Source organism: Romboutsia sp. D33t1_170424_H2 (assembly GCF_015669105.1).
GTDB classification, from domain to species: Bacteria; Bacillota; Clostridia; order Peptostreptococcales; family Peptostreptococcaceae; genus Romboutsia_C; species Romboutsia_C hominis.
Genome location: NZ_JADOZQ010000003.1, coordinates 154,193 through 168,943, shown reverse-complemented (window position 1 = coordinate 168,943; position 14,751 = coordinate 154,193). Strand labels below are relative to the sequence as shown.

Here is a 14,751-nt window from a genome sequence, read left to right as displayed (position 1 = left end):
TAAAATATAGATTATTAATAATTTAAAATTTTATAGATGGTCTAAAATAGCTTATTTGATTAATATTAATTTGAGGATATTTTGAATACTTAATGCAATAATAGCAATTGCTATATCAGTATTAAGTATTCAATATGCAACATATTTTACAGGAAGAGCTTGGAATGAGTTCAATATTAGTTGGGACATTAGGTTCAGTATTTACTCTATTTTGTTTAATAGGAAATGTAACTGGAGGAGCTTTATTTGATAAAATAGGTATATTAAAAACAATGTCTATATCATTAGTACTTTCAGTTGTAGCTGTAATAGGATTAATAATATTTACTACTTACATCAATAAAAAAGTCAAAGATTAAAATAAAAATTAGCATAAAGTATATATTTACTTTAAGAAATAAATTAAATATGCATTAGGAGTGAATAAAATGAGAAAAATATACTTCAATGGAGACATTATAACAGTTAATGATAAAAAGCCTATAGTAGATGCTGTTTTAGTTGAAAATGGGAAAATAATAAAAACAGGATTAAAAGAAGAAATACTAAAATTAAAAAATGAAGATACAGAACTAGTAGATTTAGATGGTAAAACCATGTTACCAGGTTTCATAGACTCTCATAGTCATATTATTGCAGTAGCTCAGACTTTAATGATAGTAAATTTAAGTGATGCAAATTCTAAAGAAGAATTTATAGCAATATTAAAAGATTATGTTAAAAATAATCCACCTAAAAATGGAGAGTGGATAATAGGATTTGGTTATGATAACACAAGATATGAAAATGAAGAACATCCAACTAAATTTGATTTAGATTTGGTAAGTAAAGAGATACCAATATTTATAAGTCATGCGTCAGGTCATATTGCAACTACAAACTCAAAGGCGCTAGAAGCTTTTGGATATGTAGGAACAAACTATGAAGTACCAGAAGGTGGGGTTGTTAGAACTGTAGGAGAATCAAATGAGCCAAATGGAATATTAGAAGAGAATGCTTGTTTATCTCCTGAAAAGAGAAAGGTAATTCCTACACCATCTGTAGATACACTTTTAAGCTGTATAAAGAAAGCGCAACAAATATATTCATCTTATGGATTAACAACAGCTCAGGATGCAAGTATAGATGAAAATTTAAATCAACTTTTAAATTTAGCAGCTCAAAAAAATGAATTAATAATTGATATTGTTGGTCAAGCTGTTCAACATACAACATTAAAATTATTAAAGAATGAAGGAATACCAAAGAGAAAATACTATAATCATTATAAGTTACTAGGTGGAAAAACTTGGCTTGATGGCTCACCACAAGGAAAAACAGCTTGGTTAACTAAGCCGTACTATGAAGTTCCAGAAGGGGAACCTAAAGATTACTGTGGGTATGCAACTCAAGAAGATAAAGACGTAATAGAATATTTTAAATCTTTAATTGAGAATAATATACAGGTAAATGTTCATTGTAATGGTGATGCGGCATCAGATCAATTTATAAGATGTTATAAAAAAGCTTTAGAGATGACAGATAATAAAACTGATTTAAGACCAGTAATGGTACATGCTCAAACAGTTAGAGAAGATCAATTAGATGATATGAAGGAACTTGGTATAATACCTACATTCTTTTTAGATCATATATGGTTCTGGGGAGATTATCATTATGAATCAGTATTTGGACCAGAAAGAGCTAATAGACTTAGTCCAGCAAAATCTGCATTAAGAAGAAATATAAACTTTACATTACATCAAGATTCGCCAGTAAAGATGCCAAATCAAATACTAGCAATGCATAATGCGGTTAATAGACAAACTCAAAGCGGTAGGATATTAGGAGCTGATCAAAGATTATCTACTATGGAAGCAATAAAAGCTTTAACAATAAATGCAGCATATCAGTATTTTGAAGAAGATGAAAAAGGATCTATAGAAGAAGGTAAAGTTGCAGACTTTGTAATACTTGATAGAAATCCTTTAGATGTAAATTCATCTGAGATTAAAGAAATAAAAGTATTAGAGACAATAAAAGAAGGTAATACAATATATAAAAAATAGTAAAATTAAGAAAGAGGTGAAACTTTATTTTCACCTCTTTTTGCTAGATATAGTAATATAGATATGAGGAGGATATACTTATGAATATTAGAAAATTAGAGATTTTTTATAAAACAGCTAAGTGTTTAAATATGAGTCAAGTAGCAAAGGATATGTATATTAGTCAACCATCAATAAGTCAATGTATATCTGAAATTGAGTCAGAAATTGATACAAAATTGTTTGATAGAATAGGTAAAAAACTGTACTTGACACATGAAGGTAAAATTTTTTATGAATATACAAGGAGAATATTAAATATTTATGAAGAAGGAATAAATGTAGTACGTTCATCTAAATCTAATAAAGGAAAATTAGTTATTGGTGCAAGTACAACTATAGGTACATATATAATGCCCTATATAATACATAAATTTAATAAAAAAGAAAAAGATATTGAAATATCTATGATTATAGATAATAAGCATAATATAGAAGAACTTATATTGAATAACAAAGTAGACATTGCATTTATAGAAGGCACAGTAAATTCAAAAGAGATAATATTAAAAGATATATGGACAGATGAGCTTGTATTTATAAGTTCAATAAATCATGAATGGAATGGAAAAAAATACTTAGACATAGAGGATTTAAAAAATAGTAAATTTATTATAAGGGAAGATGGCAGTGGAACAAGAGAACGATTTGAAGGTTTTTTAGAAAATAATGATATTAAATTTAATTCATATATAGAATTAAGTAATTTAGAGGCTATTTTAAATTATGTTAAATTAAATATAGGAGTAAGTTGTGTACCTTATATGTCTGTTTTATCTGAAGAAAATTCAAAATCAATAAATGTATATAGGATAAAAGATCATAAGATTAATAGATCTTTATATAGTGCTATACACAAAGATAAGTATATTTCTAAACCTATAGAATGTTTTATGAAATTTTGTGAAAAAACAGATATTTTAAATAATAAATAATCATATATGAAAAACTATAATTGACATATTAATTATTTTACTACAATTTATTACATAATAATCGTGGGTATTATTCTTGTGATTTGTCTCCACCATTGAAATCCACGAATACCTATATCCAAAAGGATATAGGTATTTTTATTTTAAGATAATAATATAACAAAAGAAATTTAAAAATCAATTAATATTAACCATAAAGAAAGCATAGCTCCAGATAAACCAACTTGAGTGTACCAAGGTATTAATTGTGTGTTTAAAAAAGAAATCTGATAAATAGAATACTCCATAGAATATAAGAAGTATAAAAATAATTTTACCGACGCGTTTGGTTTTATCAAGATTACATTGTTTAGAATTTTGCGATTTAGAACTATCATATGCTCTAACTTCACCGTTTTTATCGATGAATATATCACCATGTGAGGTATTCCAAGCACAAGAACTAGCACTTAAATTTATTGAATTTTCCTTAAGGTTTTCTTTTTTAAAAGGGTATATATTTATGTTCTTAGAAAACTCTTCAATTATATCTATTTTACTAAGCATTAATCCTCATTTAATTTATGGATTAAAATTATGTATATATTTATCACAAATATTTTAGTTTAATTTGTATAAATTACATAATTATTTGTGATTAAAAAAAAGCGAAAATGATATTGATTATCTATATCAAATGCTATATAATGTATTAAAAATAAACGATAATGATGAATAAAAATAATTAATTGGATGCTCATGAATATTTAAGAAAATAAATAATAGTTATAAGACATAATAGAAAGGAGACAGCTATGGAATATATTTTTATTAATTAACAGATTAGACTATAGATATAGCGATGAAATATAATTATGAGGATTTAATGATAATGAGTATCGATATCTACAAATTGAAATATAAGACATGATAGAAAGGAGACAGCTATGAAATATATTTTTATTAATCCAGTTGTAGATAATATGTATATAAAAGAAGATCTAGATAAATTATTACTTAATAATGGTTACTCAAGGGTAGAAGTTGAAAATGATTGGCATAAGGTTGTAAAAGAAAAGTATAATGAAGCTCTTAAATCAACAGAAAAGGCACTTTTAGATCGAAGGTGTCCTTTAGCTATTGATACAATTAATGAATATATAAATGAGCAGGATGTTTTTATTCCTAAAATTGATCCAATTCTAATACATTGTGGTATAGAAATTGCAAATAGAGAGGATCTAAAAGGAAAGAAAAAGGTAATTACTACGCCATGTAAAAGTCTAGCTTCATATGGAAACAAAAAGGGTTTAGAAGATACAGTATTTATAAGCTGGAAAGAATTTATAAAGAAATTAAATTTATATGAAAAAATTCAAGTAAAACTACTTGATGAGAGTCCTATTCCACTGGGTTATTTTAATTCATTAGAAGCTAAAATTAGTAGTATCTCAGGAGAAGAAAATATAGAAGCGTATTTTAAAAATAACCTACATAAGGAAAGCGACTTGGTTGAGATGCTTTATTGTAAGGATGGATGCAACAATGGAGATGGAGTATTAATAAATGAATAAGAATAAAGTTATAAAAACATCAATTTCTATAATAATTTTGGTTTTAATATGGAGTATAGTTACTAAAATGGATATAGTTAGTTCTTATATTTTACCATCTCCATCAAAGGTATTAGACAGCTTATTAAAAATGATTAAATCAGGAGAAATCTTTGAAGATATTTACATAAGTTACATAAGAGTTTTAAAAGGATTTTTCATAGCAACTTTATTAGCTTTTTTATTAGCAATGGTGAGAGTTATTTTACCAAAATTTAATGATTACTATGAAAATATAGTTCAATTTTTAAAGAATGTACCACCATTAAGTTTAATATCATTATTAATTTTATGGTTTGGTATAGGAGAAACAACTAAGATTGGGATAATAGTTTTAACTGCGTTTTTCCCAATATACCTAAATACAGTAAAGGGATTTGTAAGTTGTGATAAAAAACTGTTAGAAGTTGGAGAAATTTATGGATATTCAAAAGTAAATAGCTTTTTTAAGATAAGAATTCCATATGCTATGTCAGATATATTAGTTGGAATGAGAATAGGACTAGGTTATAGTTGGAGAGCTATAATAAGTGCAGAAATGATTGCTGCGTCAACTGGTCTAGGTCATATGATTTTATTTGCTCAGCAAATGTCTAGAACAGATAAAGTTATAGTCGGTATTTTAGTAATAGGTGTAGTTGGTTATATAACTGATAGATTGTTTGCACTTATAATCGATAAGGCTTTGAAAGGATCAGAAGAAAATGGATGGGATTAAATTAGTAAATGTAAGTAAGTTCTATACTGTTGAAAAAGAAAGTATGAAAGTTCTAAATGGAATTGATTTAAATATACCAGCAAATAAGATAACTGTAATCTTAGGTCGAAGTGGATGTGGAAAGACTACTTTATTGAGACTTGTATCAGGTTTAGAAGAATTTGATCAAGGAGAGATATTAGGTACTAATTCAAAAAGAAAGGCATATGTATTCCAAGAGGATAGATTAATGCCATGGCTAGATGTAAAAAAGAATATAACATTTGGTATACATAATAAAAATATAGATAATAGAAAAATTGATAGGATTATTGAAACTGTAGGTCTTAAAAAATTCTATAGTGCATATCCAAGACAATTATCAGGTGGAATGAAACAAAGAGTCTCGATTGCAAGAGCATTTGCATATGATCCAGACTTTATAATGATGGATGAGCCTTTTTCGGCATTAGACTTTTTTACAAGAGAGCAAATGCAAAATGAATTATTAAAGATTCACCAAACATCAAAATGCTCAATTTTATTTGTAACTCATAGTATAGATGAGGCACTTATCCTTGGAGATAAAATAGTAATTTTAGAAAAAGGTGCTATTAAATCTCAATATGAAATTAAAGAAAAAAGTAGCACAAGAGACTTATTAGATGATAAGTTTGTTAAATTAAAAAAACAAATAATTGATGATTTAAAAGTTATTTAATTAAAGATATATAAGTAATGGAGGATAAATTTATGAAATTAAGTAAGTCAATAAAAATAAAATTAACATCGGTACTTGCAACTGGTGTATTAATGATATCAATGGTTGGATGTACAACAACAAAAGAAGCAAGTTTAGATAAGTTAGTAATAACACATGTAACTTCACCTTTAAATGTACCAAGTATAATACAAAAAAATAAAAATGTTTTTGCTAATGAGTTCAGTGAAAATGGTAAAGATATAGCTATTGAGTATGCTGAAATAACATCGGGGGCTGATCAAACTCAAGCATTAGCATCAGGAGATGTTGATATATTATACGCTGTTGGAGGAACTTCTGTAGTTTCAGCAGCAGCAAATGGTGCAGATATAAAAATATTAAATATGTACAGTAGATCACCAGAAGCATTCTGTATGTATTCGCTTGATGAAAACATAAAATCAGCACAAGATTTAAAAGGTAAAACTATAGCAGGACCAGTTGGAACTAACTTACACCAACTATTAATAGCATACCTTGAAAAAGCTGGAATGACTATAGATGATGTTAACTATGTGAATATGTCTATAGCTGATGCAAAAGCAGCTTTAGATGGAAAAAGTGTTGATGCAGCATTAGTTGCAGGACCTACTGCATATAAAGCAGAACAACAGGGATATAACTTAGTTACTAATGGAAAAGGATTAACAGATGCAGTAATAGCAGTTGCAGTTAGAGAAGATTTCTATAATGAGCACAAAGAAGAAGTTGAATTATTCATGAAAGCTCAAGAAAACGTAAATAAATACATGAATGAAAACTACGATGAAACTATGGAAATAGTTTCTAAAGAACTTGATTTAGATAAATCAGCAGTTGAAGAAATGTATAAACAATATGATTTCAGTATAGAAACTACAGATGCAGACCGTAAAGCATTTCAAAATGTAGCAGACTTTATGTTAAAAACTGGAATGATAGAAGAAGAAGTTAAGACAAATGAACTTTTTATAAAATAGTAGGTGAATATAAATGATACAAGAAAAAGTTATAGTAAAAGATCAAAATGATATTATAGAGATAACTTACGATGATATATTAAAATATCATGGTAGAGAAATGATAGGTGGAGCAGCTTTAGCATTTAAAATAATGCTTATGACTTTTCCTAAACTTTCTGATGAAATACCGCAAAGAGGAAAGTTTAGTTTTTATAGTGGAATAGGGAAAAATGGAAAAGGTATAATAGATGCAGCAGAAATGGTTATGCGTGTAAAAACTTATGGAAATTTAGAACTAGATATTGATTATTCTAATGATAAGATGGGACAAGAAGCACCAGGTGGTGGAAGATATTATTTTGAAATAGGATATGATGATAAACTAGTTAAATTGTACTTAAAAGAGGGGGTTATACCTAGTGAATTTATAAATTATTCAAAATTATCACATAAGTGCAAAACAGAAAATATTTCTATGAGAGTAGAAGATCAAGAAAAATTATTATCATTGAGAAAAGAACTAGCTATCAAAATTATGGCATCTGACCCAGAAGACCTATTTGTAATAATAAAATAAAAATCAGTAGCATAATAAATAATATTACATTAAATTAACTTGTGTATTCTAGGTTAAAAATTAATCGTGGGTATTATTCCTGTGATTCGTCTCCACCATTGAAATTCACGAAAAGGTATTGGCTAAATAGCCAATATCTTTTTTTATGGAAAATAATATTATATTTATACTAGACTTAATAATATATACATTTACAAAATAATTAATGGAATATGCTATAATAGCTTTGTATTAGACTAAAATGATTTTATTGATAAATTTATAAACAATATTTATGTTGCATAGGGGAAATGGCATGAAGAATCGAATTTTAATTATAGAGGACGATAATGAAATATCTAATATGATTGCAGATTATCTTGGTAAAAATGGATATGAAACACATATAGCTAAAGATGGAATAAGAGGGATTAAATATGTGATAGAAAAGAAGCCTGACTTAATTATCTTAGATATTATGTTGCCATATAAAAGTGGTGATGAGATTTTAAGAGAAGTGAGGGAAATTTCCGATATTCCAATAATAGTAGTATCAGCAAAAGAAAATGTACAGTTTAAAGTTGATTTATTTAAAATAGGAGTAGATGATTATGTAGTCAAGCCATTTGATTTATTAGAACTTCTAGCAAGGATCGAAACAAATTTAAGACGCTACTTAAAACTTACAAGTCAACAAACACTTTATAAACACAAAAACATAACACTAAACTATGATTTAAAGGAAGTCTTTGTTGATAATAATGTTGTCAAACTTACATCTAAGGAGTTTGAGATTTTATACTTATTTATAAAATATCCAAACAAAGTATTTTCTAAGAAAAATATATACGAAACAGTGTGGAAAGACTCATATGCATATGATGATGATACGATAAACACTCATATAAGTAATATAAGAAAGAAAATTGATAGTGAACTAATCGAAACTGTTTGGAAAATGGGATATAAGTTAAAGTGATTATTTTAGAAATTCTTATATTCTAAAATATATCATATAAGGCAGAGGAGATGATAAATATGTCAGAGATAATTTGCCAAACAGTAAACTTATCAAAAAAATATAAAGATAATATAGTACTTGATAACGTAAATATCAACATTAAAAGAGGCGACATTTATGGTCTTATAGGGGAAAATGGAGCAGGTAAGACTACATTAATAAAAATAATCGCTCAGTTAATAAACCAAACAGAAGGGAAAGTAAAGCTATTTGGAACAACTGATAAAAATCAATTGTGCAAATTACAAAAAAATATTGGGTATACAATTGAAAATCCAGCACTGTACATGGACATGACAGCAAGAAAAAACCTAGAAGTAATACGTATGCAAAAAGGAATACCTGGAACATACGATATTGAGAGGGTATTAAAACTTGTAAACCTAGATATTAATGATAAAAAGAAGGTAAAAAACTTTTCTCTAGGAATGAAACAAAGATTAGCATTAGCTATGGCATTGTTAGATGAGCCAGAATTATTAATTTTAGATGAGCCTTTAAATGGACTAGATCCTACAGGAATTTTAGAATTAAGGCAATTGTTAATAAGATTAAACTTAGAAAAGGGAATTACAATAGTTTTATCTAGTCATATTCTTAGTGAACTATATAAGCTATCAACATGTTATGGAATTATGCACAAAGGAAAGTTAATAGAAGAGATATCGTCTAAGGAATTAGATGAAAGATGTAAAAAACATATATATCTAAATGTTTCAGATAGCAAAATTGCATCTATTATTTTAGAAAAGGAACTAGGTATAAATGATTTTATTGTTTGTAATAACAATATTATAAAAATATATAGCCACCTTGATGAATGTTCAAAAATCAATTCAACTTTAATATTAAATAAAGTCTTAGTCGAAGAGATTAGTATTAAAGGAGATAGTTTAGAATCATATTTTGCAAAAATAATTGGAGGTGGGGCTAATGTATAATATTTTAAAAGTAGAAATATATAAATTAAAATACAGTAAAGAACTTATGATATGTTTGATAGGACTATTAATACTAGCTATCATAAATACTTACTACGGTTCAGTAGAATTTGGTGCGAAAGGTGCATTAGTCCATCCAAGTAGAGAAATAATTGGAATAATGGATTGTAGTTTATTTGCGGCTACATATGTAGGAAAAGATTTAGTATCAAAAACTATTAATCACACACTAACATCAGGACATGAGAGAAGTAAAGTTTTTCTAAGTAAGTATTTGTGTTATTTGATTGGTTGTGTGATTATTTTACTTGCAAACTATGCATTTATAGGAAGTACATATGGCTTATTTTACGGATGGGGACAAGTATTTAATAGCAGTGAGTTATATTTTTTAATTGTATATGTAGTAGTTGGGATATTTTTTAATATATGCATTTCTTCAGTTTCATTTTTTATTTGTATACTTGTAAAAAACTCAAGTGTATCAATTGCCTTATGTGGAGGAACTGTAGGATTGATACTAGCACTAACTCAGTTACCTTGGAACACTATTACTTATTATGTTGCAAATAAAGATTATTCTTTAGGAATGATGCCACTTATCTTTGCAATAAGTTTTGGATTAGGTACGGGTATTTTATATTTAATTTTCAATTATTGTTTTAACAAACAAGATATTTAATATGAGAGGATGGATTATGATTTGATAACAATTTTATTAATTATAGGATTTACATATATCGTAATCCGTTTCATATCTATAAAAAAACAACTAAGAAAAATTAAGATTCAACTTAATAAGAAAGAACGGATAAATATAATATTAAATGATAAAGATGTAGAAAAAATAGCTGAATCTTTTAATATTTTTCTGCAAGAACAAAAACAACTAGAGATAAATATAAGAAACAGAGAAGAAAATCTAAAACAATCTATTTCTAATATTTCACATGATTTAAGAACACCACTTACAGCTATTAGAGGGTATATTACACTTCTTGAAAATTGTACTGAAGAAGAAAGAAATATGTATATTGGCATTCTTTCTAAAAAATCAGAAGAACTAAATAATTTACTTAATAATTTTTATGAGCTTTCTATTTTTGATAATGATAGTTACCAAATAGATATAAAAGCTATTGATATAGTAGAAATAATTATGGGGACTGTTATTTCTAACTATGCCTTAATTAAAAATAAAGAAATAGAAATTGATAATAGACTTCCTTCTAAACCAATAGAAGTTCAAGGCGAAGAGGTGGTTTGTTCAAGGATTATTCAAAACTTAGTTTCTAATGCAATAAAGTATTCAACAGGCTATATTTCTATTGAACTTAAAGAGTTTGATGAGTATGTTATTTTTAAGATTAGAAATAGTGTTTCGGATTTAACTCAAGATGATTTGAAATATTTATTTGATAGGTTTTATACTGCAGATAAATCTCGAAACCGCAGTGGAAGTGGTTTAGGGTTATTTATTGTAAAGGTATTACTTGATAAGATTGATGGAGAAGTTTATGAAGTTAGTTTAAATGATGATATATTAAGTATAAGTATTTTATTTAGATATTTTTAAGGATAATTATATAAGTTATTTGATATTTATCAAGAATTATTAGATGAATTAATTATGGGTATGATTGTGAAGAATCACCTCTACCAATTACATAATTTTTATCGTCAAACCAATTGGAATTGTTAGAGTTTAAAATCTATTAGTTCCTTTTTTATTAAAATAAATTAAAGAAATATAGGATTTATATAATAGGGAAATAAATAATTTATAACAAATAAAAGTGAACCCTATCACAAGTAAGGGATAGGGTTGATTATTATATAGCATTTGTTTGTTCATTAATACCTGAAATAGGTGGAAACATCTTAAAAAATAAAAATCTCATTAAAGGAGATACAATTAATAAATTTAAAGGAATTGCAAAAATAAAGTTTGTAACTATAGCAACACCATAAGCAGAAATAAAATTAGAATCTAATCCTACATTAGCAATTACTCCGAATAATGACATCCAAATAACCATACCACATGATGTAAAAAATGACATACACAGTCCTACTTTTTTCATAGTGTCATTTGGCTTTAATATTTTACTTGTAATGACCTTAACAATTCTACCAACTATAAAAATATCTCCTATTAGTGCATATATAAAAGCCAATGGAAACCCTAGTGCTGCATGCTTAAATATATTTAATGAAAATCCTTCAATTATAGCTATATTGTAGCAACTCATAATAAATACCATTGTTGCAGCAATCATTAATATGAATATAAAATATTCTTTTTTGTTTTTAAACAAGTTAAATACCTCTCTTCTAATAAATTGTCAACTAAGTTGACTAATGTATAGTATCATTTTTAACTCTATAATGTCAACTAGGTTGACTAAAGTTGTATTATTTATTTTAAAAATTATATAATATAGATAGATTTGATTAAAATAAAGGAGTATTTATATGAGTTCATATTTTAAAAATTTAAATATAATAGATTTAATAAGTGAAAAACACGCAAAGCTTAGAAAAATGGTAATAGAAACTTGGGTTGAAAGGGGAGAAGAAAGGGTTAGTGATACAGAATCGTATATGATTGCATTAGTAGAAAGAAATGAATTAACAGTGGCACAGATTGGAAGGATAATAGGAATATCACGCCAAGGAGCTCATAAATGCGCAAAAGGCTTAATTGAAAGAGGATATATTATTATAGAAAATAAAGACGTAAATTCTAGGGACAAGATACTTTCTTTAACTGAAAAGGGATCAAGATTTTGTAGAGAGACATTAATTTTAAAAGAAGAATTTGAAACAAATATTATAAATTCTATAGGTGAGGATAAATTTAAAATATTAAAAGAGTGTTTAAGTGAAAATTGGTTTGCAAAATAAGTATTGTGCAAAACTAACTCTAATATAAAATTCTTTAGGTTATATTTTAGAATACCCAAAAAGCAAGGTGTAATAAAAGACTTAAAAAGTTACTTTATATAATAAAAACACGCTCCGTAAAGTAGATACGGAAAAACTATATCATAAGTAAGAGAGTATGGCTTGTGAAAATAGCTTGTTGTAAAGAAATGCTAAATAAAATTAAAATAAATACTAACGTAAAAGATTTGTCACCTTAATATACTTGCAAGTACTTCTGACCCAAAGTTATATTATTATGCCTTTTATTAAAAAATCCAAGTGATGCAATGAAAAATCTTTGAAATCAGGGGTTTGACCATTGGTTTTAGCTTTTATTATCATTTCAGATAAACCCAAAACATGAACTAAAAATTAACAAATAGATGCGTATATAAATTTAAGGATTGTGAATAATATATTACATAGTTATACTCAGTAATATTAACTAGTATGATTAACACAAATAAAATAAATATTTTGATAATAAAATATCCTAGTTATTACATATAAGATTCAGAAGCAATATTAGTTAATAATAAGTTCGAATATAATAAGTTAGTCTATAAAGGAGAATAAAGGTTATGCTATTAATAAAAAATGGGAAAATAATAACCATGGCTGATAAAAATTATAATAGTGGATCTATTTTAATAAAAGATAAAAAGATTGTAGAAATTGGAGAAAATATTAATATAAATAGTAATGAGGATTGTAAGATAATTGATGCAGAAAATTGTTGGGTTATGCCAGGCATAATAGAAGCTCATTGCCATATTGGAATTCAAGAAGAAAGAAAAGGATTTGAAGGCAATGACTGTAATGAAACAAATGAATCAATTACACCATATCTTAGGGCTTTAGATGGTATTAATGTTATGGATTCAGCTTTTCATAATGCTTTGACTGCTGGTATTACAGGAGTAATGGTAGGACCTGGAAGTTCAAATGTAGTCGGAGGACAGTTTGTTTTTATAAAAACTCATGGTAGAACAATAGATAACATGGCTGTCCTTGAACCAGCAGCAATGAAAATTGCATTTGGAGAAAATATAAAAACAAATTATAATCAAAAAAATATGATGCCATCAACTCGTATGTCAATAGCTGCACTTTTACGTGAGGAATTGTTTGAAGCTCAAAAATATAATCAAAACAAAAAAAATGCTATGAAAAATGGTGATAGTTTTGATGAGGTATTTAGGAGAGAGTGTTGGTTACCTGTAATTAACAGAGAGATTCCTTTAAAAGCACATGTACATAGAGCAGATGATATTTTAACAGCAATCCGTATAGCTAAAGAGTTTAATTTAAGATTAACTTTAGATCATTGTACAGAAGGACATCTAATTTCAGAAGAGATTAAGGAAGCTGGATTTCCGGCAATAGTTGGACCTTCATTAGCAATAAGAAATAAGATAGAGACTCAAAATGCAGATTTTAAAACAGCTGGTATATTACACAAGGCTGGTGTGAAAGTAGCTATTACTACTGATCATCCAGTTACAAGAATACAAGATTTACCTATTTGTGCTGGATTTGCAGCAAGAGAAGGACTAGGAATAGAAGAGGGACTTAAAGCAATTACAATAAATGCGGCAGAAATATGTAATGTATCAGATAAAGTTGGAAGTCTGGAAATAGGAAAAGATGCTGATATTGCAATTTTTGATGGGAATCCAATGGAGGTATTTACAAAAACAATGTATACCATAATTGATGGTGAAATAGTTTATGAAGCAAAAGATATAGATAATTAGCTATTAAAAATAAGAATGGTAGATAGTTTTATATAACAAGCTATCTACTTTTTTATATTAATTATTAATAGTTTTAGATAAATATATTATATAGATTAATAGTATGTATTATAGCAAATAGAAATTATATTAATTTTGAATAAGATTGTAGGTAAGAATTTCGGGAATTTACTTGATGAAGTTAGCTTGGTTAAACTTTGTGGTAGAAAGGATTGGTTTGAATAATTTATTAAGTAGAATAATAATTAAAATTTTCTTATAATTTTTATAATAAAGCGATAACAAAGTCAATTTTATAATGACTTTGCTATCAGCTTATCAATTACATAGAACTTGCTTTACTAACTTCTATGTAAGTTTTGTCAATAAAACTATCTATTGTTGTTGTTTCTATTATTTTCGTTGTTGTTGCAGTTATTATTGTTTCTATTATTTTCGTTATTATTTCTATTATTGTTGTTGTTGCAGTTGTTATTGCAGTTATTGTTGTTGTTATTGTTTCTATTATTGTCGTTGTTGTTTGACTTTATCAT

17 protein-coding genes are annotated in these 14,751 nt (G+C 26.8%); 14 read left to right on the top strand and 3 right to left on the bottom strand.

Features of this window, described 5'->3' with window-relative positions:
- The first annotated feature begins 164 nt into the window (after positions 1-164).
- The 3 genes from I4U66_RS05530 to I4U66_RS05520 all read left to right on the top strand — a co-directional run bounded on the left by I4U66_RS05530 (position 165) and on the right by I4U66_RS05520 (position 3,022).
- Positions 165-359, top strand: coding sequence for a hypothetical protein (locus tag I4U66_RS05530; protein WP_092922601.1), 195 nt, complete (start codon positions 165-167; stop codon positions 357-359).
- 69 nt (positions 360-428) lie between these two features.
- Positions 429-2,048 carry an amidohydrolase gene (locus I4U66_RS05525; protein ID WP_195928589.1) on the top strand — a complete coding sequence of 540 codons (1,620 nt, stop codon included), beginning with the start codon at positions 429-431 and terminating at the stop codon, positions 2,046-2,048.
- Positions 2,049-2,128: 80 nt separating this feature from the next.
- On the top strand, positions 2,129-3,022 hold the full coding sequence (locus I4U66_RS05520; protein ID WP_195928588.1) for a LysR family transcriptional regulator: 894 nt from the start codon (positions 2,129-2,131) through the stop codon (positions 3,020-3,022).
- A 177-nt stretch (positions 3,023-3,199) separates the two neighbouring features.
- On the opposite strand, the gene I4U66_RS05515 is transcribed toward I4U66_RS05520, so the two are convergent.
- Positions 3,200-3,568: a hypothetical protein gene (locus I4U66_RS05515; protein WP_195928587.1), complete on the bottom strand. Its 369-nt coding sequence runs from the start codon at positions 3,566-3,568 to the stop codon at positions 3,200-3,202.
- A gap of 380 nt (positions 3,569-3,948) precedes the next feature.
- On the opposite strand from I4U66_RS05515, the gene I4U66_RS05510 reads away from it, so the two are divergent.
- The 9 genes from I4U66_RS05510 to I4U66_RS05470 all read left to right on the top strand — a co-directional run bounded on the left by I4U66_RS05510 (position 3,949) and on the right by I4U66_RS05470 (position 11,109).
- A complete protein-coding gene (locus tag I4U66_RS05510; protein ID WP_166504748.1) occupies positions 3,949-4,575 on the top strand; it encodes a hypothetical protein in 627 nt (208 codons plus the stop codon).
- Positions 4,568-5,332 carry an ABC transporter permease gene (locus I4U66_RS05505; RefSeq protein ID WP_092922615.1) on the top strand — a complete coding sequence of 255 codons (765 nt, stop codon included), beginning with the start codon at positions 4,568-4,570 and terminating at the stop codon, positions 5,330-5,332. The genes I4U66_RS05510 and I4U66_RS05505 overlap by 8 nt, the downstream gene beginning before the upstream one ends.
- Positions 5,319-6,032 carry an ABC transporter ATP-binding protein gene (locus I4U66_RS05500; protein ID WP_195928586.1) on the top strand — a complete coding sequence of 238 codons (714 nt, stop codon included), beginning with the start codon at positions 5,319-5,321 and terminating at the stop codon, positions 6,030-6,032. The genes I4U66_RS05505 and I4U66_RS05500 overlap by 14 nt, the downstream gene beginning before the upstream one ends.
- A 32-nt stretch (positions 6,033-6,064) precedes the next feature.
- Complete coding sequence (locus I4U66_RS05495) at positions 6,065-7,033, top strand: ABC transporter substrate-binding protein (RefSeq protein WP_092922621.1); 969 nt, start codon at positions 6,065-6,067, stop codon at positions 7,031-7,033.
- 13 nt (positions 7,034-7,046) lie between these two features.
- Positions 7,047-7,592: a hypothetical protein gene (locus tag I4U66_RS05490; protein WP_092922624.1), complete on the top strand. Its 546-nt coding sequence runs from the start codon at positions 7,047-7,049 to the stop codon at positions 7,590-7,592.
- A gap of 295 nt (positions 7,593-7,887) precedes the next feature.
- Positions 7,888-8,550 carry a response regulator transcription factor gene (locus tag I4U66_RS05485; RefSeq protein ID WP_195928585.1) on the top strand — a complete coding sequence of 221 codons (663 nt, stop codon included), beginning with the start codon at positions 7,888-7,890 and terminating at the stop codon, positions 8,548-8,550.
- A gap of 59 nt (positions 8,551-8,609) precedes the next feature.
- Positions 8,610-9,533: an ATP-binding cassette domain-containing protein gene (locus I4U66_RS05480; RefSeq protein ID WP_092922630.1), complete on the top strand. Its 924-nt coding sequence runs from the start codon at positions 8,610-8,612 to the stop codon at positions 9,531-9,533.
- A complete protein-coding gene (locus I4U66_RS05475; protein ID WP_195928584.1) occupies positions 9,526-10,215 on the top strand; it encodes an ABC transporter permease subunit in 690 nt (229 codons plus the stop codon). The genes I4U66_RS05480 and I4U66_RS05475 overlap by 8 nt, the downstream gene beginning before the upstream one ends.
- Before the next feature lie 21 nt (positions 10,216-10,236).
- Positions 10,237-11,109: a sensor histidine kinase gene (locus I4U66_RS05470; protein ID WP_195581488.1), complete on the top strand. Its 873-nt coding sequence runs from the start codon at positions 10,237-10,239 to the stop codon at positions 11,107-11,109.
- Positions 11,110-11,365: 256 nt separating this feature from the next.
- On the opposite strand, the gene I4U66_RS05465 is transcribed toward I4U66_RS05470, so the two are convergent.
- On the bottom strand, positions 11,366-11,851 hold the full coding sequence (locus I4U66_RS05465; RefSeq protein ID WP_195928583.1) for a DUF2798 domain-containing protein: 486 nt from the start codon (positions 11,849-11,851) through the stop codon (positions 11,366-11,368).
- Positions 11,852-12,008: 157 nt separating this feature from the next.
- Between I4U66_RS05465 and I4U66_RS05460 the strand changes: the two genes are divergently transcribed.
- Both I4U66_RS05460 and I4U66_RS05455 read left to right on the top strand, forming a co-directional pair.
- Positions 12,009-12,440 (top strand): MarR family winged helix-turn-helix transcriptional regulator, encoded by a 432-nt coding sequence (locus tag I4U66_RS05460; RefSeq protein WP_092922642.1) that lies wholly within the window; start codon positions 12,009-12,011, stop codon positions 12,438-12,440.
- Between the two features lie 602 nt (positions 12,441-13,042).
- The gene (locus I4U66_RS05455; protein ID WP_166504751.1) at positions 13,043-14,218 is read left to right on the top strand and encodes an amidohydrolase; all 1,176 of its coding nucleotides are present in this window, start codon (positions 13,043-13,045) and stop codon (positions 14,216-14,218) included.
- Between the two features lie 371 nt (positions 14,219-14,589).
- On the opposite strand, the gene I4U66_RS05450 is transcribed toward I4U66_RS05455, so the two are convergent.
- The gene (locus I4U66_RS05450; RefSeq protein ID WP_166504752.1) at positions 14,590-14,751 is read right to left on the bottom strand and encodes a hypothetical protein; all 162 of its coding nucleotides are present in this window, start codon (positions 14,749-14,751) and stop codon (positions 14,590-14,592) included.

Bases quoted from the DNA above. Each gene is read 5' to 3' on its own strand.
- I4U66_RS05530 (WP_092922601.1), top strand. From the start codon at position 165: ATGAGTTCAATATTAGTTGGGACATTAGGTTCAGTATTTACTCTATTT.
- I4U66_RS05525 (WP_195928589.1), top strand. From the start codon at position 429: ATGAGAAAAATATACTTCAATGGAGACATTATAACAGTTAATGATAAA.
- I4U66_RS05520 (WP_195928588.1), top strand. From the start codon at position 2,129: ATGAATATTAGAAAATTAGAGATTTTTTATAAAACAGCTAAGTGTTTA.
- I4U66_RS05515 (WP_195928587.1), bottom strand. From the start codon at position 3,568: ATGCTTAGTAAAATAGATATAATTGAAGAGTTTTCTAAGAACATAAAT.
- I4U66_RS05510 (WP_166504748.1), top strand. From the start codon at position 3,949: ATGAAATATATTTTTATTAATCCAGTTGTAGATAATATGTATATAAAA.
- I4U66_RS05505 (WP_092922615.1), top strand. From the start codon at position 4,568: ATGAATAAGAATAAAGTTATAAAAACATCAATTTCTATAATAATTTTG.
- I4U66_RS05500 (WP_195928586.1), top strand. From the start codon at position 5,319: ATGGATGGGATTAAATTAGTAAATGTAAGTAAGTTCTATACTGTTGAA.
- I4U66_RS05495 (WP_092922621.1), top strand. From the start codon at position 6,065: ATGAAATTAAGTAAGTCAATAAAAATAAAATTAACATCGGTACTTGCA.
- I4U66_RS05490 (WP_092922624.1), top strand. From the start codon at position 7,047: ATGATACAAGAAAAAGTTATAGTAAAAGATCAAAATGATATTATAGAG.
- I4U66_RS05485 (WP_195928585.1), top strand. From the start codon at position 7,888: ATGAAGAATCGAATTTTAATTATAGAGGACGATAATGAAATATCTAAT.
- I4U66_RS05480 (WP_092922630.1), top strand. From the start codon at position 8,610: ATGTCAGAGATAATTTGCCAAACAGTAAACTTATCAAAAAAATATAAA.
- I4U66_RS05475 (WP_195928584.1), top strand. From the start codon at position 9,526: ATGTATAATATTTTAAAAGTAGAAATATATAAATTAAAATACAGTAAA.
- I4U66_RS05460 (WP_092922642.1), top strand. From the start codon at position 12,009: ATGAGTTCATATTTTAAAAATTTAAATATAATAGATTTAATAAGTGAA.
- I4U66_RS05455 (WP_166504751.1), top strand. From the start codon at position 13,043: ATGCTATTAATAAAAAATGGGAAAATAATAACCATGGCTGATAAAAAT.
- I4U66_RS05450 (WP_166504752.1), bottom strand. From the start codon at position 14,751: ATGATAAAGTCAAACAACAACGACAATAATAGAAACAATAACAACAAC.